The organism is Microbacterium oxydans, assembly GCF_000956405.1.
Taxonomy (GTDB): domain Bacteria; phylum Actinomycetota; class Actinomycetes; order Actinomycetales; family Microbacteriaceae; genus Microbacterium; species Microbacterium oxydans_C.
Window position 1 is genome coordinate 25,217 of the sequence record NZ_JYIV01000013.1, and the last position, 16,180, is coordinate 41,396.

Consider the following 16,180-nt stretch of genomic DNA (forward strand, 5'->3'; position numbering starts at 1 on the left):
CGCGCCTGCACCCCCGGAGAGCACACGCCCTTCGGGGGTGTGGCGTCAGATCTCGTAGACGTCTCGACGGTGCGCGACACGCACCAGGGTCACGAGCACCTGATCGTCGATCACTTCGTAGAGCACGCGGTAGTCGCCGATGCGCACCCGCCAGGCATTGTCATAGCCGGAGAGCTTTCGGACACCGGGAGGGCGGGGCTCCCGTTCCAGCTCAGCGATGCCGACGAGAATCCGTCGACGGATCTGCGCGTCGAGTTTGCGTATCTCCTTGGCGGCCGCTGTGGTGAACTCGACCCGGTAGCTCGTCACGCAACTTCCGTGATGAGCTCATCGAGCGACACCCGCTGACCATCATCCGCAGCCTTGGCGGCCGCGAACTCGGCCGCATCGCGCGCGGCTTCGAGCTCTTCGAGCAGTTCCAGATCAGCCACGCTGATCACGACGGCCGTGAGCTTGCCGTGGCGGGTGACGCCCACGCGCTCGGAACCGTAGGCGACACCTCCGAGAACGTCGGCCAGGCTGTCGCGAAGATCCTTCGACGGGACGCTGCGGCTGATCGTGTTCATGTCACCATTCTACCCCTTATGTACATAAGAGCGAGAAGATACCTGAATCAGGCCTGCATGACGGCGAGGACGTTGCCCGCGGGGTCGCGGAACCACGCGATGTCCGGTCCCCGCCCGTTGCCGCGGACGATGCCGCGCTCGTCGGAGGGGAACTCCTCGTCGCTGTAGATCTTCGTCTGCACGCCCCGGGCGATGAGCTCATCCACGGCGGCGTCGACATCCGCCACCGGGAAGTTCAGGATCGTGAAGCTCGCCGGCGTGTGGTTCGGCTTCGGGTACACGAGGATCGAGCCGCCGCGAGGCAGGCGCAGGTCGAGGAAACCCATCGCGTTGCGCTCGACGTCGAGCCCCAGGGTCGTGCCGTAGAACTCCTCCGCCGCGTCGATGTCGTCGACGCTGAATCCGCTGAACGCGTTGTCCGCTGTGAAAGCTGCCATGGCTCCAGCATCCGCCTCCTGGGCCCGGTTGTCGATGCCTTCTCGACTCCTCCTCACACCGCGGCGTGCACGAGCCTGCCGACCAGGTCGACGTAGTCCACTCCCGCAGCCGCGAACATCCGCGGCACCTGCGACGCTGCGGTCAACCCCGGCATCGTGTTCACCTCGTTCAGCAGGGGACCCCTGTCCGTGAGGAAGAAGTCCATCCGCGCGACGCCATCGCACCCCAGGGCGTCGAACATCGCGATGGCAGCACGCTTGAGGGCGGCCGCCTCGCCCGCGTCGAGCTGAGCCGGCACCGTGAAGCGCGCGCTCCCGTCGTACTTCGTCGCGGTGTCGAAGAGTCCGGTCGCGTGGATCTCGAGCGGCGGAGCCGCCCACCGGATGCCCCCCTTCTCGCGCAGCACGGCCACGTCGATCTCCCGCGCCCGGACGACCTCCTCGACCAGGATGCGCCGGTCGAAGCGCGCAGCCTCGTGCAGCGCGGCGAGCAGATCCTCCTCCTGAGTCACGAGGCTCACGCCGTGGCTCGATCCCGCCGACACCGGTTTCACGACGACCTCGCCGTCGAACTCCACGTCCCCGATGTCGTCCGCCGAGACCAACCGCCCCCGTGCGGTCCCGATCCCCACCGCATCCGCCACCAGCTTCGTCGTCCATTTGTCCATGCCGATCGCCCCCGCTCGCAGACCCGAGCCCACCACGCGGACTCCGGCGAGCGCGCACAGCGCTGCCAGTGCGCCATCCTCGCCGAGCGCACCGTGCACAGCGGGGAAGACCACGTCCGTGCGCGTGAGCAGGGGAAGCGCGAGCGCCAGCGACTCGGCGGTGGATCCCCCGTTCGGGCGTCCGTCGACGCGCCAGATGCCGTCTCGATCGATCGTCACGCACGTCACCTCGTGACCGCCCAGCCGCAGGGCTGCGGCGACCGCGGCCGCTGATGCCAGCGACACGTCGTGCTCGGCGTTCTGCCCTCCCCCGATGACCAGCACCCTCGTCATGCCGCACTCCTCCGCACTCGCGCTCCGATCCCGGTGACGATGGTGTGCGGGATCGTCCCCGCCCACCGCGCCCACTCCTGCACCGAGGGCACCGGGCCCCCGTCCGGCCCGAACACGGTCGCGATCGTGCCGCGCGGGAACAGCGCGGCCCCGGTGTCGACCACGATCTGATCCATCGACACCCGTCCGACGATCGGATGCCGCACGCCGCCGATCTCGACGCCGGCGCCAGGCGCGAGCTCGCGCGGGATCCCATCGGCGTACCCGACGCCCACCACCGCGAGGTGCGTCTCGGTGCGGCTGACATGGCTTCCCGCATACCCGACAGCCGTGCCGGCCGGGGCGAGAGCACCGTGCACGACGGGGGCGGTCCAGCGCGCGGCCCCGACCAGTGGCGTCGTCTCCGAGGGGTCGATCCCGACCAGGCCCGCGCCGATCCGAACCATCCCGAAATGCGTCGCGGGATCGGTCAGCGCCCCCGACGTCGCCGCCAGATGCACGAGCACCGGACCGAGCCCGGCGCGCAGGACCGCATCCCTCCCCTGCCGCATGCGCAGCACCGACGCCGCGTTCGCGCGCGGGTCGCCCTCGTCGGCACACGGCAGATGACCCATGACGCCCATGACCTCGACACGCCCCCTCCCGGCGCGGGCCAGCCGGAACAGCTCGGGCCATTCCTCCAACGGAGACCCGCCGCGGGCCATCCCGGTGTCCAGGTGCAGATGCACTCTGACCGGGCGGGACGCATCGGAGATCAGCTGGTGCAGTTCTTCGGCCGAACCCACCGCGATGTCGATGCGATGCTCCGCCGCCGCCTCCGCATCGATACCCGCAGGGTTCAACCAGGAGAGGATGGGCACGGCGAGTCCGGCCTCTCGAAGTGCGACACCCTCGGCGACCTGCGTCACCCCGAGCCATTCCGCCCCCGCCGCGACCGCTGCTCTGGCCACCACGACGGCACCGTGTCCGTAGCCGTCCGCCTTCACGACGGCCATGATCGGCACCGAGGTCGCGGCCCTGACGATCCGCAGGTTCTCGGCGACGGCGTCGGGGAGCGTGGTCAGCGTCGGCGCATGCAGGCGCGAGGCGATCGCGGGATGAGGGACGGTCATGATGGTCATCGCTGCATCCTCGGGTCTTCGGTGGGGTCGGCGTACATCTCGGGGCACCCCTGATCGATCGCCTCGGGGCGCAGTTCGTAGTGCCAGGACTCGTTCGCGTAGGTCTGGCACAGCCCGTAGTGGGAGCCGTGCTGGGCGAGCCAGTCGAGCGTGGGCAGCGGACCGACGTCCACGGCATCACCCGACACGTGCGCCGACGTCTGCGGCGTCGCCACCCAGCGACGCGCTTCGTCCTCCGAGCCGTAGTCGGCGATCGCGTCCTGGAGCATCCGCTCCTGGAGCCCCGGCGAGCGCCATCCGCTGTTCACCAGGAACGTGACGCCGTCGCGCTCGGCGTCCGAGGCCGCCCGCTGCAGGGCGTCGAGCAGCGCGGGGTCGAGGTTGCCGACCGCGACGCGGTCCACGTCGAACACCGTGGGCTGATCCCCGTCACGGATCGCCCCGTCGGCGTCACCCGGCACGTCGACGGGCTGCACCTCGTCGGGCACCGGGGTCGGCACGGGCGTGGGGAGCGTCTTCGCCGTGTCGGCGAAAGCCACGGACAACGACTGCTGCACCGCGAACGCCAGGATCACGGCGGCGGCGAGCGCGACCACGGCGCCGGCGACCCGACGGCGGCGGCGTGCCCGCGGCAGGAGGGACGAGCTGTTGGTGTTCATGCTCCCAGTGAAGAAGGAGCGCAGTTGCGACGGCGTATGCGCTTTTCCATATGCTCGCGATATGCCGGGGTGCGTAGGATCGCTGCCATGCGTGTGCTGATCGTCGAGGACGAGCCCTACCTCGCCGAGGCGGTCCGCGATGGGCTGCGCCTGGAGGCGATCGCGGCCGACATCGCGGGCGACGGCGACACGGCGCTCGAACTGCTGAGCATCAACTCCTACGACCTCGCCGTGCTCGACCGTGATGTGCCTGGCCCCTCCGGCGACGACATCGCCCGCTGGATCGTCGCGTCGGGAAGCGGCATCCCCATCCTCATGCTCACCGCGGCCGACCGGCTCGACGACAAGGCGAGCGGCTTCGAGATCGGTGCCGACGACTACCTCACCAAGCCGTTCGAGATGCGCGAGCTGGTGCTGCGTCTGCGCGCCCTCGACCGTCGCCGTCAGCGCAGTCGGCCTCCCGTGCTGGAGGTCTCCGGCCTCCGCCTCGATCCGTTCCGTCGTGAGGTGTACCGCGACGACCGCTATGTGGCACTCACCCGCAAGCAGTTCGCCGTGCTGGAGGTGCTCGTCGACGCCGAGGGCGGTGTCGTCAGCGCGGAGGAGCTGCTCGAGCGCGCCTGGGACGAGAACGCCGACCCGTTCACCAATGCCGTGCGCATCACGGTCTCCTCCCTGCGCAAACGCCTGGGCGAGCCGTGGATCATCCTCACCGTGCCGGGTGTCGGCTATCGGATCGGAACGGACGCCGATGCCTAGGCGCCGCGGGATGAGCGCTCGCCTCAAGCTCACCCTCAGCTATGCGGGCATCGTGGTGGTCTCCGGCGTCCTGCTGTTGGGAGCGGTGGTCTTCTACCTGTTGCGGTATGTCCCGGACACCGTCGAAGTATTTCCCAACCGCAGCGACCTCATGCGGGTATTCGTTCCCGTCGCTGCGATAGCGATGCTGATCCTATTCGTGATCGGTCTAGCCGGAGGCTGGATCCTCGCCGGACGCATGCTGGCACCGTTGGGGCGTATCGGCGATGCAGCGCGTCTGGCAGCGCAGGGATCGCTTTCACACCGGATCAGGCTCCCCGGTCCCGGCGATGAGTTTCGCGGCCTGGCCGACGTCTTCGACTCGATGCTCGAGCAGCTCGAAGCGCACGTCGCCGAGCAGCAGCGGTTCGCCGCCAACGCCTCGCACGAGCTGCGCACTCCCCTCGCGATCTCGCAGTCTCTACTCGAAGTCGCCCGCGACGACCCGGACCGTGACGTGGACGAGCTGATCGTCCGGCTGCAGCGGGTGAACACGCGAGCGATCGATCTCACCGAAGCGCTGCTGCTGCTGAGCCGGGCGGAACGTCGGACGTTCCCGCGGGAGATCGTCGATCTCTCCCTTCTCGCCGAGGAGGCCGTCGAGGCGCTGGTGCCCCTGGCCGACCGTCGCGGAGTCGCGATGGAGGTCGGCGGTGTCCCCGCGCCGGTGCTCGGATCCGCGGCGCTCCTGCCGCAGCTGGTGACGAACCTCGTGCTCAATGCCATCGTGCACAACCTGCCGACCGGCGGCGCCGTGGCCGTGCGCACGCACTCGATGCCGCACGCGGTCGCGCTGGTCGTGGAGAACACCGGCGAGCAGCTGCCCGCGCATCGCGTCGCCACCCTGGTCGAACCGTTCCAGCGCGGCGCCGAGCGCACCCGCAGCGACGACCATGCCGGGGCTGGACTCGGCCTCGCGATCGTCGACCGCATCACGCAGGCGCACGGCGGCACACTGGTGCTCACCCCGCGATCGGGCGGCGGGCTGATCGTGACCGTGTGGCTGCCGCACCCCTACCCGACGGAGCTTCCCAGCTGACCGACCACCTGGGCTTCGAATCGCGCAAATGGTCGGATGCGGGGCCCAGAAGGAACCATTTGCGCGATTCGAAGACCGGCAACGGGCGTCACCAGGGGCTGGGTTCGTAGTCCTTCAGGAACACACCGTGGATGTCCTCGCCGGCCTCGCCGCGCACGATCGGGTCGTACACGCGGGCGGCACCGTCGACCAGGTCGAGCGGGGCGTGGAATCCCTCTTCGGCGAGGCGCACCTTCGTGTAGTGCGGGCGCTCGTCCGTGATCCAGCCCGTGTCGACGGCGGTCATGAGGATGCCGTCCTTCTCCAGCATCTCCCCTGCGCTGGTGCGGGTGAGCATGTTGAGAGCGGCCTTGGCCATGTTCGTGTGCGGGTGTCCAGGTCCCTTGTAGCGGCGGGAGAACTGCCCCTCCATGGCCGAGACGTTGACCACGTACTTGCGGTGCGAGTCGGAAGCGGCCATCGACGCGCGCAACCGGCTGATCAGCAGGAACGGAGCGGTGGTGTTGGCGAGCTGCACCTCGAGCATCTCGAGCGGATCGACCTGCTCGATCGACTGCACCCAGCTGTTCACGCGGTTCACGTCGGGCACGAGACCGCCGGCGTCGATCGCTGTGCCGTCCGCATGCTTCTCGAGCGACGAGGATCCGGGGGCCATCGCGAGCCGGGCGAGGTCTTCGGCCGTGAGCGCCTGTCCACCCTGCTCGGCGACCGTGCCGCCGAGGGCAGCGACCGACAGCAGCGGATGCGCATCGACCGAGGCCTGCAGCGCCTGCGGGTGCGGATCGGCCGTGTGACCGAAGGTCTCCATCTCGGGCAGGGGCCCGTCCGGAAGCGGCTGCAGCTCGGCATCCGCCAGCAGGGAGTACGCACCCGGGGAGCGGCGCACAGTCTGAGCGGCGTTGTTGATCAGGATGTCGAGCGGACCCTGCGCCGCGACCGAGTCAGCGAGGCCGATCACCTGGGCGGGGTCTCGCAGGTCGATGCCGACCACACGCAGACGGTGCAGCCAGTCGGCAGAGTCGGGCAGGGCCGAGAAGCGCCGCACGGCATCACGGGGGAAGCGGGTCGTGATCGTGGTGTGCGCGCCGTCACGCAGCAGCCGCAACGCGATGTGCATGCCGATCTTGGCGCGGCCACCCGTCAGCAGGGCACGCTTGCCGGTGAGGTCGGTGCGGGCGTTGCGCTTGCCGTGGCTGAAGCGCGCGCAGTCCGGGCAGAGCTGGTGGTAGAAGGCGTCGACCTGTGTGTAGGGCTGCTTGCAGATGTAGCAGTTGCGGGGCTTGAGCAGCTCTCCCGCGATCGGGGCGTCCACCACGCTGGTGGCGAGGTCGTTGCCACGGGTCTCGTCGTCGATGCGGTCAGGGGCGCCCGTGGCGGTGCGGGCGACCACGGCCTTGTCGGCCTCGGCGATGGCGTCGCGGATCTGCTTGCGGCGCACGCGCTTCACGTCTTTGAACATCGCCGCGGTGGCCTGGCGCACCGCGATGAAGTCGGGGTGCTCGTTGTCGATCCGGTGCAGCTCGCGCAGCACACGCAGCGTGGTGGCGAGATCGTCGGGGTCGACGCCCGGTCCGAGTTCGGGTGCAGCGTCGGAGGGGGCGTCGGTCATTGTCCCGATTTTACGCGAGCATCCTGCACGTCCGCCCCCTCCCTCCTCCTCCTTTCCTTCGAGTGCACGGGATGTCACCGAGTGCACCGTGTACCCGCGCGCCGATGCCGTGTGCTCAGCGAGAACCCGTGCGCTCGGCGACGCGAGCTCCTGCTCCGCTCGCGAAGGCGCAGACTGGAGGCATGAGCGAACCCGATCCGCACCTGATCGACCCCGGACTCCTTCCGACGCCGTTCACCGCCGACGAGATCCGCGACGCCACCGGGACCGGCACCACGATCCATCTGCTCCTGGAAGGGCCGGACGGCCCGCTCGCCGAGCACGTCAACCGCTACCACGACGTGGACGACGAGGGCGCGACGCTCGACCGGTGGTCGGTCGACGACCCGAAGGCGATCGTCTCGAACCGGGTGACCTGGCTCGAGCTCCAGGGCCACTCCGCGTTCGATCCCGAGACGACGAGTGTGTCGACAGTGAGCCTGACGACTCCCCTCGGCACACTCACCTGCCGCAGGTACGACACCGTCGACGGTGTCTTCTGGTTCTCGGTCGACCACCCCGGCATGCCGGTGCAGTTCGAGTCCGACGGCCTGCGCACGACCGTGCTGAGCATCGAGCGCGACTGAGACGCCGCGGCCAGGCCCTCCGCGGTCTGCAGGGCTCTCGCGAAAACAGGCCAACACGCGAGAACAGGCCATCGTGCGGCGGAACTGCCTGTTTCGACGCGTCCGCCTGATCCCGCGCGCGGCTGACCACGCCGGGAGTGGGACACCCCCGAACGTCGGCACCCCGGCGTAGGGTCGCACCATGAGCAGCACAGCATCCGGAGAACGTCATGGAGTGGTCCCCTCCTATCTGCTCGCGCGTCTGGCCGAGTCGGGCCGCTTCCCGAAGGCTGCAGCTGCCGCGCGACAGACCCTGACCGCCGGGCGACCGCCGTTCCGCGCCCGCATCGACCTGTCGATTGACGAGAACGGCGACCTCGTGGCGCAGCTGTCCGACGCCCCCAACCGCACGATCAGCGACGCCGGCAACACCCAGCAGCTGCCGGGCGCGATCGTGCGCGGCGAAGACGATGCCCCGGTCGAAGACACCGCGGTGAACGAGGCCTACGACGGACTCGGCGCCACTTTCGAGATGCTCCTGGCGGCGTTCAACCGCAACTCCCTCGACGACGCGGGTGCCCCGCTGGACGCGACCGTGCACTACGGCGTCGACTACGACAACGCCTTCTGGGACGGTGAGCGTATGGTCTTCGGCGACGGAGACGGAGAGGTGTTCCAGCACTTCACGGGCTCTCTCACCGTCATCGGCCACGAACTCGCCCATGGGGTGGTGCAGCACACCGCCAACCTCGAGTACCAGGGGCAGCCCGGTGCCCTGAACGAGTCGATCGCCGACGTGTTCGGCGCCCTGACCGAGCAGTACGCCCTCGGGCAGACGGCCGACCAGGCGACGTGGCTCATCGGCGCGGAGATCTTCACCGATGCCGTGGAAGGGTCGGCGCTGCGCTCGATGATCGCGCCCGGCACCGCTTACGACGACGACGAGCTCGGCCGCGATCCGCAGCCCGACCACATGAGCGGCTTCGTCCGCACGACCGAAGACAACGGCGGGGTGCACATCAACTCCGGCATCCCCAACCGCGCGTTCGCCCTCTTCGCGACCGACCTCGGCGGCAACGCCTGGGAGCGCGCGGGGACCGTCTGGTATCGCGCCCTCGCCGGAGGCCTGTCGAGCACCGCGACCTTCACGCAGTTCGCCGACGCCACGGTCGCCGCGGCCGCGACGTTCGACCGGTCGACGGTCACCGCCGCTCGACGGGCGTGGACGACCGTGGGAGTCTATGAGGATGAGCGAGTCCCCTCCACCGACTGACGCACAGGTCGTCATCGCGGTGGTGCGCACGGGCGGCATCGCCGGCATCCGTCGTCAGTGGCGGGTCGAAGCGGAACCCGACGACGCCGTGGAGTGGATCGACTTGATCGACCGCTGCCCGTGGGACCAGGAAACGGAATCCGGACGGGGCGCCGACCGGTTCATGTGGAGCATCCGCGCGCGCACGCCGTCCGAGAGACGCGAACGCGAGCTGCCGGACTCCGCACTCGACGGCCCCTGGCGCACACTCGTCGACGCCGTGCGCGCGGCCTCCACCTGACACGCCCATCCGACGTACGCTCTCAGGTGAGCCGTGGACCGGCGGCCTCGCGAAGGGGGATCATGCTGACGACGGACGAAGCAGAACGGCTGCTCGGAGCAGCACGAGATGCGTACACCAGGGGTGACCCCCTTCTCCATCTGCACGTCGAGGTCAGTCGCCTCACCGGGGCCCCGTCGTCCTGGGGGTCGGCGGAGAACGACTACCTCCAGAACGAGAGCGTCGGCTACTTCCTCGGCGAAGTGGAGCGGGTCGGCTGGCGTCTCGAGCACACCGGATACGCCTTCGTCGACTCCGGCGCCACCACCTCGGATCGGCTGATGAGCACTGGAACAGGCGTTGTCAATCACGGTGGCGTCTCGGGGTACTTCACCTTCCGCCGCACGGCCTCCACCTGACGCGCCCGGCACTCGGCGGCATCCGATCAATCGCGTGTGAATCCGGCCCTGTCTCGGCGGCACGGGGTCACAATGGACCCCATGGGACTTTTCCAACAGAAGCCTGAAGAAGAAGAGAACCAGTGGGTGCTGCCTTCTGAGCCTCTCGAGCGCTCCGAATCAGAAGTCCTCGACACGGCACCCGTCGTCGATCCGCTGTCGATCGGACTCGGCGCAGAGACCAGCGGTGACCTGAGTTCGGTGCTGTTCCCCGTCGCGCCTCCCGAGCCGGAAGCCACTGCGACCGAGAACCGGGAACCCGAGGACGACCCCGAAAACGACTGACAGACCGGCCAGACCCGCCGATCTCAGCCCCGCGCCTCACCCAGTCTCCAGTACCCCGAGAACGTGATCCGGTCCTTGGAGACGCCACGATCGACCAGGTGTCGGCGCAGCTCCTGCACCGCGAGTCGCTCTCCGCACACCCACGCATAGTCGATCACCTCGGGAAGCTCAGCGGCCCGTACCGCCTGCTGCAGCCTCGCCCCCGGCAACTCACCCCGGCGTTCGACCCAGGTGACGGCGCCCGCGAGATCCTGTCTCTCCGCGGCGTCCGCGATCTCGATGAAGACGTGGGTCTCCGAACCCCCCGTCTCCTCGAGGATGCGGGCGATCGCGGGCAGTGACGACTCATCGCCGATGATCACCCGCGCGCGAGTCTCGGGCAGCGGCGCATACAGTGCCGTGCACTCGCGGATGCCGAGAGCCGAGCCGACGCGCGCCCGTCCGGCGAATCGAGTTCCGGGACCCTCGTCACCGTGCACGACGAAGTCGACATCGATCTCGCGAGCCTCGGGACGGTGGTCGCGCACCGTGTACCAGCGCAGATCCGGCCGCTCCGTCTCGGGGATGGCCGCGACCGCCGCACGGATGTTCTCCGTCCCATCGTTCGCGGGCAGCACGAGCGGAGCGCTCTCGTCGCGGGGCAGCAGCAGGCCGAGGTACTCGTCCGGTCCCGCGGGCGCGTAGTCGGCGAACTCCACCGCGGACATGGTGAGCCGCCGCATGTGCGGGGTGAGATCGCGCACGGCCGTGACGCGGGCCGCGAAGACGCGAGCGCCGGAGCGGCGAGGACGCTGGGGAGGACGGACGCGGTGGATGGTGCGCTCAGCCACGCCGAGCCCCCTCTCTCCAGAGCAGCCACAGGAAGAACGCGCCGCCGACGGTGATGGTGACGACGCCGACCGGGATCGGCGCCGGGAAGATGTTCTGCGCGAGCAGGTCGCTGGTGAGCAGCAGCAGCGCCCCCACGAGTCCCGAGGCGAGGAAGCTCGTCGCGCCGGTCAGACCCCTGGCGATGTGCGGGGCGATCAGCGCGACGAACGAGATCGGCCCGGCCGTGGCGACGGCGACCGCCACGAGCAGAGTGGCTGCCGCGAGCAGGATCCATCGCGCGCGCACGGTCCGCACGCCCAGCGCGGTCGAGACGCTGTCACCGAGTGCCATCATCCGCGCAGCCGGCGCCGCCCGGACCAGGAGCGGGATGATCAGGAGCAACGCGATCAACGCCGGGAGCAGGTCACCCCATCCGCGGCCCTGCAGCGAGCCGATCAGCCAGGTCTGCGCCGTGGTCGCGCTCGCGACGAACACCTGGGTCAGCACGTAGTCGACCACGGCCATCGCGGTGGCCGACAGCGCGACACCGGTGAGGATCAACTGCACACCGTGGAGCCCGGAACGCGCGGTGAACAGCACGATCACGCCCGCGATGACGAGGGCACCGATGACTGCTCCGAAGGCCGCCTGCGCCAGGGATCCGCCCAGCACGAGCATCACGACCACCGCGCCCACCGAGGCGCCGCTGCTGATCCCGATCACGTCGGGGCTGGCGAGAGGATTGCGCGTCAGGCTCTGGAACACGGCACCGGCGACGGCGAGGCTCGCACCGACGACGATCGCGACGAGGCTTCGCGGCAGACGGCGACCGAGCACGAAGAACCCGTCCAGTCGCTCCGGCGGGCGACCGAGCAGCGTCTCGATCAGTGCGGCCGGGGTGACGATGTACTCGCCGATCATGAGCGCGGCGATCAGCAGCACCAGCAGGGCACCAGCGAGGATGCCGCACACGAGGGCCGTGCGATGGCTGAACCGGAAGGACCAGCGCTCTCCGCGGAGAACACGGTCGTCGGACGTCAACGCGACGGTGCGCGGGCTCATGAGATACCCGCCGTCCGCTTGCCGACCACGAAGGCGATGAGCAGCGGGCCGCCGATCAGAGCCGTGACGATGCCGACCTGCACCTCTCCGCCTCCGCCGATCACGCGGCCGAGAGTGTCCGCCAGAAGCAGCATCGCCGGGGCTGCGAGCAGCGACAGCGGCAGCACGATGCGCAGGTCGGATCCGACAAGGCGACGGAGCAGATGCGGGATGACCAGACCGACGAACGCGATAGGTCCGGCGATCGCGGTCGCCGTTCCGCAGAGCAGCGTGACGGCGACGAGCACGAGCGCGCGCACGACACCGGGCTTCACTCCGAGCGCGATCGCGCTGTCGTCACCGAGTGCCATCAGGTTCAGTGCGGGCCCGAGCAGCAGAGCGAGGATCACCCCGACGACGATGAAGGCCACCAGCGGCAGCGCCTCTTCCACCGGTCGGGCGGTGAGGGAGCCTACTCTCCAGAACCGGAACGCGTCGAGCACCGTCTCATCGGTCAGCACGATCGCCTGCGAGAGCCCGGCCAGGATGGCCGAGAACGCGACCCCCGCGAGGATCAGTCGCACGGGCGATCCCGAGGCGAACCGGGTGCCCGAGAACCAGAAGATCACCGCGGATGCGAGAGCCGCTCCGGCGAGCGCGAGCCAGATCGTGCCTCCGACGCCGAGGGCGCCCAGCACGCTCATGCCCGCGACGACGCCGAACGAAGCGCCGGCGCTGACGCCCAGCATCCCCGGGTCCGCGATCGGGTTGCGGGTGAGCGCCTGCATCAGCACACCGGCAGCACCGAGCGCGACGCCGCAGATGACCGCGTTGACGGTGCGGGTCACGCGCAGCTCGCCGACGATGTTCAGGACGTTCTGGTCACCCGTGCCGAACAGCGAGAGCACGACCTCGTCGAGGGGCACGAACCGCGCGCCGACGGCGAGACTCGATGCCAGCGAGATCGCCAGCAGGGCCACGACCAGGGCGATGCCGAACCGCGTGGGGAAGCGGGATGCCGCGAGCGGGGTGCGACGGCGCGCGACGACGACCGGTTCGGAACTCATATTTGGATAGCCTAACCAAACATCACTAGGGTTGTGAGACGTGAACAGACCTCATCGAACGCGCTTCCGTCCGCTCGCCACCGCTGTCGCCTCTCTGGCCGCGATCACCCTGATCGCCACCGGATGCTCGAGCACTCCCGCAGCGGAGGAATCCGCTCCCGCAACGGACACGAGCTATACCGTGGTGCACGCGATGGGCGAGACGGAGTTCGAGTCGGTCCCCGAGCGGATCGTCGTGCTCGACTCCCCGCAGATGGACGCGCTGGTCGCCCTGGGCATCACTCCGGTCGGCGCACCGGAGATCGGGGCCGGACGCGGCTTCCCGGCCTACCTCGCCGATGAGCTCGACGGCACCGAATCGATCGGCTTCATCGCCGAGCCCGACGTCGACGCGATCGCGAACCTCGCCCCCGACCTGATCATCGGCTCGAAGGTGCGGCACGAGGCGCTCTACGAGGAGCTGTCGGCCATCGCGCCCACCGTCTTCTCGGAGGACACCGGCACCAACTGGACCGAGCAGGCCGTGCTGACCGCCGCCGCCGTGGACCAGAGCGACAAGATGGACGAGCTCATCAAGGGCGTCCAGGATCGAGCGGCCGAGATCGGCTCGGCGGTCGAAGCCGACGGCACCACCGCGTCGATCGTGCGCTTCCGCTCCGACAACTTCCGCCTGTACGGGCCCGGCACGTTCTCGGGATCGCTGCTCACCGACATGGGATTCGACCTGGGCGCAGACCGCGACTGGAACGAGTACTCGATGATGGAGCTCAGCCCCGAGCTCTACGAGCAGATCGACGGCGACGTGGTGTTCTACATGAGCCCCGGTGGAGACCCCACCGCGACCACGCAGGAGCGAATCACCGGCCTGTGGGGCGCCCAGCCCGGCCCTTCCGGCGACAAGGCCTTCCAGGTGGAGGACGACACCTGGATGGTCGGCATCGGCGTGATCGGTGCCAACCTGGTGATCGACCAGGTCGAAGACCTGCTCGGCTGATCCCTTTCGAATCGCCCGAATGGTTCCCTCCCACCCGAAAAGGGAACCATTCGGGCGATTCGAACACCCGGAGGAACGATGACCACGCCGCACCCGGCACTCGAAGCTCGCGGACTCGTCGTCGCCTACGACGGCAAGGTCGTCGTCGACGGCGTCGATCTGGCGCTGCCGGAGGGGTCGTTCACCGTGATCCTCGGGCCGAACGCCTCGGGCAAGTCCACCGTGCTGCGCACCCTCGCCCGCGTGCTGAAGCCCGAATCCGGCGACGTGCTCTTCGACGGCCGCGCGCTCGGCGAGTACGGCTCCAAGGAACTCGCCCGCAGGATGGGACTCCTGCCACAGGATGCCATCGCTCCCGAGGGGATGCGGGTCGCAGACCTGGTCTCGCGCGGCAGGTATCCCCACCACTCCGCACTGCAGCGGTGGACGGCCGCCGACGACACCGCCACGCGCGAGGCCCTCGCCGCGACGAACACCACCGATCTCGCCGAGCGCTACGTGGACCAGCTCTCCGGCGGGCAGCGGCAGCGCGTCTGGGTCGCGCTCCTGCTCGCCCAGCAGACCCCGGTGATGCTGCTCGACGAGCCGACGACCTTCCTCGACATCGCGCACCAGTACGAGCTGCTCGACCTGCTGCGGGACCTGAACGCGCAGGGCAAGACCGTCATCGCGGTGCTGCACGACCTCAACCAGGCGGCACGGTATGCGGACAACCTCGTGCTCATGAAGGAGGGGCGCGTGGTCGCCACCGGGACCCCGTCCGGGCTCATCACGGCAGAGCGCGTGGGAGACGTCTTCGGCATCGACGCGGTGGTGACACCCGATCCGGTGACCGGCACCCCGATGGTGGTCCGGCGGTGATTTCCGCGTCGTCCCCCACCGTTACGGTTGAAGGATGACGATCACCGCCGCCGCAGACGGCTCCGCCCTGGGCAACCCCGGCCCCAACGGCTGGGCCTGGTACATCGACGACGCGAACTGGGCGGCCGGCGGTTCGCCGCACGGCACCAACAACCAGGGCGAACTGCGCGCCGTTCTCGAACTGCTGCGCGCGACGGCCGGCACCGACGAGAAGCTGCTGATCGAGTGCGACAGCCGCTACGTGATCGACTCCGTGACCAAGTGGATGCCGGGGTGGAAGCGCAAGGGCTGGCGCAAATCCGACGGCGGGCCGGTGCTGAACCGCGACCTGCTGGAGGGCATCGACGAAGCCATCCGCGGCCGTGACGTCGAGTTCTCCTGGGTCAAGGGCCACGCAGGGCACCCGTTGAACGAAGCCGCCGACGAGCGCGCGAACGCCGCCGCCAAGGCCTACCAGGCGAAGCAGGAACCGCGTCGGGGGCCCGGCTTCACGATGGCGACGGATGCCGGAGCCGCGGTCGCCGCGTCCGCTGCAGTCGTCGCCTCCGCTCCCTCCTCCGCCCGGACGGCTTCGACGCCGGCCTCCACCCCTGCTCCCTCGGCTGCGGCCTCCCCCGCACCAGCCCCGGCCGCAGAGACACTGTGGGCCGAGGCCTCCGACCTCCTCGACGGACTGGATGCGCCGGAGGACGACCCGATCGAGCTGCGCATCCCGCTGTCGTCCGACGAGCACGCGAGGCTGCGGGACCGCGCCGAGGCCCAGGGCGTCTCGCTCGAAGAGGCGCTCCGCCGCCTGATCTGAGCGCGGCGACCGAGGCGTACACTCGCACCATGTCGACTCCCGCCCACACCATCGGCCGTATCTTCCTCGGCGCCTCGCTCGTCTTCGCCGGCGTCTCCCACCTGACGGTGGCCCGCGAGGAGTTCCAGGCGCAGGTGCCGGAGTCGCTGCCTCTCGACCCCGACACCACGGTGCTGGCCTCCGGCGTGGCCGAGGTCGCACTCGGTTCCGCTCTGCTGCTGGCACGCCGTCGTCGGCGCACGGTCGGCACGATCGCCGCTCTGTTCTTCGTCGCCGTGTTCCCCGGCAACGTGGCGCAGTGGATGCACCACCGCGACGGATTCGGCCTCGACACCGACATGAAGCGCTTCGTGCGGCTGTTCTTCCAGCCTGTGCTCGTCGCTCTGTCGCTGTGGTCGACCCGCGAGCCGCGACGCTGAGCGAACGTCGCGGGTGAGGGGCGCCCGCTGCGGCACGGCGGGTCCTCCGAGGTGCGGTCCGTAGACTCGGCGGATG

21 protein-coding genes are annotated in these 16,180 nt (G+C 69.5%); 11 read left to right on the top strand and 10 right to left on the bottom strand.

The genetic code is table 11. The features are described from left to right. Positions 1-45: 45 nt before the first annotated feature. Genes RN51_RS01545 through RN51_RS01570 form a run of 6 tightly spaced genes read right to left on the bottom strand, consistent with a single transcriptional unit; the run spans position 46 to position 3,784 of the window. Positions 46-309 (bottom strand): type II toxin-antitoxin system RelE family toxin, encoded by a 264-nt coding sequence (locus RN51_RS01545; RefSeq protein WP_045262287.1) that lies wholly within the window; start codon positions 307-309, stop codon positions 46-48. Then, a complete protein-coding gene (locus tag RN51_RS01550) occupies positions 306-566 on the bottom strand; it encodes a type II toxin-antitoxin system prevent-host-death family antitoxin (protein ID WP_045262288.1) in 261 nt (86 codons plus the stop codon). The genes RN51_RS01545 and RN51_RS01550 overlap by 4 nt, the downstream gene beginning before the upstream one ends. Positions 567-613: 47 nt before the next feature. Continuing rightward, complete coding sequence (locus RN51_RS01555) at positions 614-1,003, bottom strand: VOC family protein (RefSeq protein ID WP_045262289.1); 390 nt, start codon at positions 1,001-1,003, stop codon at positions 614-616. Between the two features lie 53 nt (positions 1,004-1,056). Then, positions 1,057-2,004 (bottom strand): D-alanine--D-alanine ligase family protein, encoded by a 948-nt coding sequence (locus RN51_RS01560; RefSeq protein ID WP_045262290.1) that lies wholly within the window; start codon positions 2,002-2,004, stop codon positions 1,057-1,059. After that, entirely contained in the window at positions 2,001-3,125 is a 1,125-nt protein-coding gene (alr, locus tag RN51_RS01565; RefSeq protein ID WP_045262291.1) for an alanine racemase, read from the bottom strand. Before alr ends, RN51_RS01560 begins: the two co-directional genes overlap by 4 nt. Further along, complete coding sequence (locus tag RN51_RS01570; protein WP_045262292.1) at positions 3,122-3,784, bottom strand: M15 family metallopeptidase; 663 nt, start codon at positions 3,782-3,784, stop codon at positions 3,122-3,124. Before RN51_RS01570 ends, alr begins: the two co-directional genes overlap by 4 nt. Positions 3,785-3,871: 87 nt before the next feature. Here RN51_RS01570 and RN51_RS01575 point away from each other — a divergent pair, with 87 nt between their 5' ends. Together RN51_RS01575 and RN51_RS01580 are read left to right on the top strand one after the other, a co-directional pair. After that, positions 3,872-4,543: a response regulator transcription factor gene (locus tag RN51_RS01575; protein WP_045262293.1), complete on the top strand. Its 672-nt coding sequence runs from the start codon at positions 3,872-3,874 to the stop codon at positions 4,541-4,543. Positions 4,544-4,553: 10 nt separating this feature from the next. After that, a complete protein-coding gene (locus RN51_RS01580; RefSeq protein ID WP_045262294.1) occupies positions 4,554-5,621 on the top strand; it encodes a sensor histidine kinase in 1,068 nt (355 codons plus the stop codon). An 88-nt stretch (positions 5,622-5,709) separates the two neighbouring features. Here RN51_RS01580 and RN51_RS01585 read toward each other — a convergent pair whose 3' ends face one another. Beyond that, positions 5,710-7,230 carry an SDR family NAD(P)-dependent oxidoreductase gene (locus tag RN51_RS01585; RefSeq protein WP_045262295.1) on the bottom strand — a complete coding sequence of 507 codons (1,521 nt, stop codon included), beginning with the start codon at positions 7,228-7,230 and terminating at the stop codon, positions 5,710-5,712. A 182-nt stretch (positions 7,231-7,412) separates the two neighbouring features. Here RN51_RS01585 and RN51_RS01590 point away from each other — a divergent pair, with 182 nt between their 5' ends. The 5 genes from RN51_RS01590 to RN51_RS01610 all read left to right on the top strand — a co-directional run bounded on the left by RN51_RS01590 (position 7,413) and on the right by RN51_RS01610 (position 10,110). Continuing rightward, positions 7,413-7,856, top strand: coding sequence for a hypothetical protein (locus RN51_RS01590; RefSeq protein WP_045262296.1), 444 nt, complete (start codon positions 7,413-7,415; stop codon positions 7,854-7,856). 181 nt (positions 7,857-8,037) lie between these two features. Further along, positions 8,038-9,108, top strand: coding sequence for a M4 family metallopeptidase (locus RN51_RS01595; protein ID WP_045262297.1), 1,071 nt, complete (start codon positions 8,038-8,040; stop codon positions 9,106-9,108). Continuing rightward, positions 9,083-9,388: a protealysin inhibitor emfourin gene (locus tag RN51_RS01600; protein WP_045262298.1), complete on the top strand. Its 306-nt coding sequence runs from the start codon at positions 9,083-9,085 to the stop codon at positions 9,386-9,388. Before RN51_RS01595 ends, RN51_RS01600 begins: the two co-directional genes overlap by 26 nt. A gap of 62 nt (positions 9,389-9,450) precedes the next feature. Continuing rightward, positions 9,451-9,786, top strand: coding sequence for a hypothetical protein (locus RN51_RS01605; RefSeq protein ID WP_045262299.1), 336 nt, complete (start codon positions 9,451-9,453; stop codon positions 9,784-9,786). 81 nt (positions 9,787-9,867) lie between these two features. Next, positions 9,868-10,110 carry a hypothetical protein gene (locus RN51_RS01610; RefSeq protein ID WP_045262300.1) on the top strand — a complete coding sequence of 81 codons (243 nt, stop codon included), beginning with the start codon at positions 9,868-9,870 and terminating at the stop codon, positions 10,108-10,110. Positions 10,111-10,133: 23 nt separating this feature from the next. Here the strand turns inward: RN51_RS01610 and RN51_RS01615 are convergent, their stop codons facing one another. The 3 genes from RN51_RS01615 to RN51_RS01625 are packed head-to-tail and all read right to left on the bottom strand — an operon-like array spanning position 10,134 to position 13,028. After that, the gene (locus RN51_RS01615; RefSeq protein WP_045262301.1) at positions 10,134-10,940 is read right to left on the bottom strand and encodes a siderophore-interacting protein; all 807 of its coding nucleotides are present in this window, start codon (positions 10,938-10,940) and stop codon (positions 10,134-10,136) included. Continuing rightward, positions 10,933-11,982: a FecCD family ABC transporter permease gene (locus tag RN51_RS01620; RefSeq protein ID WP_045262302.1), complete on the bottom strand. Its 1,050-nt coding sequence runs from the start codon at positions 11,980-11,982 to the stop codon at positions 10,933-10,935. Before RN51_RS01620 ends, RN51_RS01615 begins: the two co-directional genes overlap by 8 nt. Continuing rightward, a complete protein-coding gene (locus tag RN51_RS01625; protein WP_082066242.1) occupies positions 11,979-13,028 on the bottom strand; it encodes a FecCD family ABC transporter permease in 1,050 nt (349 codons plus the stop codon). The genes RN51_RS01620 and RN51_RS01625 overlap by 4 nt, the downstream gene beginning before the upstream one ends. A gap of 40 nt (positions 13,029-13,068) precedes the next feature. On the opposite strand from RN51_RS01625, the gene RN51_RS01630 reads away from it, so the two are divergent. The 4 genes from RN51_RS01630 to RN51_RS01645 all read left to right on the top strand — a co-directional run bounded on the left by RN51_RS01630 (position 13,069) and on the right by RN51_RS01645 (position 16,104). Then, positions 13,069-14,022 carry an ABC transporter substrate-binding protein gene (locus tag RN51_RS01630; protein ID WP_045262303.1) on the top strand — a complete coding sequence of 318 codons (954 nt, stop codon included), beginning with the start codon at positions 13,069-13,071 and terminating at the stop codon, positions 14,020-14,022. 78 nt (positions 14,023-14,100) lie between these two features. Then, positions 14,101-14,883, top strand: coding sequence for an ABC transporter ATP-binding protein (locus tag RN51_RS01635; protein ID WP_045262304.1), 783 nt, complete (start codon positions 14,101-14,103; stop codon positions 14,881-14,883). 34 nt (positions 14,884-14,917) lie between these two features. After that, positions 14,918-15,685: a ribonuclease H family protein gene (locus RN51_RS01640; RefSeq protein WP_045262305.1), complete on the top strand. Its 768-nt coding sequence runs from the start codon at positions 14,918-14,920 to the stop codon at positions 15,683-15,685. A 29-nt stretch (positions 15,686-15,714) separates the two neighbouring features. Further along, positions 15,715-16,104, top strand: coding sequence for a MauE/DoxX family redox-associated membrane protein (locus RN51_RS01645; RefSeq protein WP_045262306.1), 390 nt, complete (start codon positions 15,715-15,717; stop codon positions 16,102-16,104). The last annotated feature ends 76 nt before the right edge of the window (positions 16,105-16,180 follow it).

Excerpts from the sequence above, each read along its gene's own strand:
- RN51_RS01550 (WP_045262288.1), bottom strand. The coding sequence starts at position 566 with ATGAACACGATCAGCCGCAGCGTCCCGTCGAAGGATCTTCGCGACAGC.
- RN51_RS01600 (WP_045262298.1), top strand. The coding sequence starts at position 9,083 with ATGAGCGAGTCCCCTCCACCGACTGACGCACAGGTCGTCATCGCGGTG.
- RN51_RS01645 (WP_045262306.1), top strand. The coding sequence starts at position 15,715 with ATGTCGACTCCCGCCCACACCATCGGCCGTATCTTCCTCGGCGCCTCG.
- RN51_RS01575 (WP_045262293.1), top strand. The coding sequence starts at position 3,872 with ATGCGTGTGCTGATCGTCGAGGACGAGCCCTACCTCGCCGAGGCGGTC.
- RN51_RS01585 (WP_045262295.1), bottom strand. The coding sequence starts at position 7,230 with ATGACCGACGCCCCCTCCGACGCTGCACCCGAACTCGGACCGGGCGTC.
- RN51_RS01590 (WP_045262296.1), top strand. The coding sequence starts at position 7,413 with ATGAGCGAACCCGATCCGCACCTGATCGACCCCGGACTCCTTCCGACG.
- RN51_RS01635 (WP_045262304.1), top strand. The coding sequence starts at position 14,101 with ATGACCACGCCGCACCCGGCACTCGAAGCTCGCGGACTCGTCGTCGCC.
- RN51_RS01640 (WP_045262305.1), top strand. The coding sequence starts at position 14,918 with ATGACGATCACCGCCGCCGCAGACGGCTCCGCCCTGGGCAACCCCGGC.
- alr (WP_045262291.1), bottom strand. The coding sequence starts at position 3,125 with ATGACCATCATGACCGTCCCTCATCCCGCGATCGCCTCGCGCCTGCAT.
- RN51_RS01625 (WP_082066242.1), bottom strand. The coding sequence starts at position 13,028 with ATGAGTTCCGAACCGGTCGTCGTCGCGCGCCGTCGCACCCCGCTCGCG.
- RN51_RS01555 (WP_045262289.1), bottom strand. The coding sequence starts at position 1,003 with ATGGCAGCTTTCACAGCGGACAACGCGTTCAGCGGATTCAGCGTCGAC.
- RN51_RS01620 (WP_045262302.1), bottom strand. The coding sequence starts at position 11,982 with ATGAGCCCGCGCACCGTCGCGTTGACGTCCGACGACCGTGTTCTCCGC.
- RN51_RS01610 (WP_045262300.1), top strand. The coding sequence starts at position 9,868 with ATGGGACTTTTCCAACAGAAGCCTGAAGAAGAAGAGAACCAGTGGGTG.
- RN51_RS01595 (WP_045262297.1), top strand. The coding sequence starts at position 8,038 with ATGAGCAGCACAGCATCCGGAGAACGTCATGGAGTGGTCCCCTCCTAT.
- RN51_RS01605 (WP_045262299.1), top strand. The coding sequence starts at position 9,451 with ATGCTGACGACGGACGAAGCAGAACGGCTGCTCGGAGCAGCACGAGAT.
- RN51_RS01570 (WP_045262292.1), bottom strand. The coding sequence starts at position 3,784 with ATGAACACCAACAGCTCGTCCCTCCTGCCGCGGGCACGCCGCCGCCGT.
- RN51_RS01560 (WP_045262290.1), bottom strand. The coding sequence starts at position 2,004 with ATGACGAGGGTGCTGGTCATCGGGGGAGGGCAGAACGCCGAGCACGAC.
- RN51_RS01580 (WP_045262294.1), top strand. The coding sequence starts at position 4,554 with ATGAGCGCTCGCCTCAAGCTCACCCTCAGCTATGCGGGCATCGTGGTG.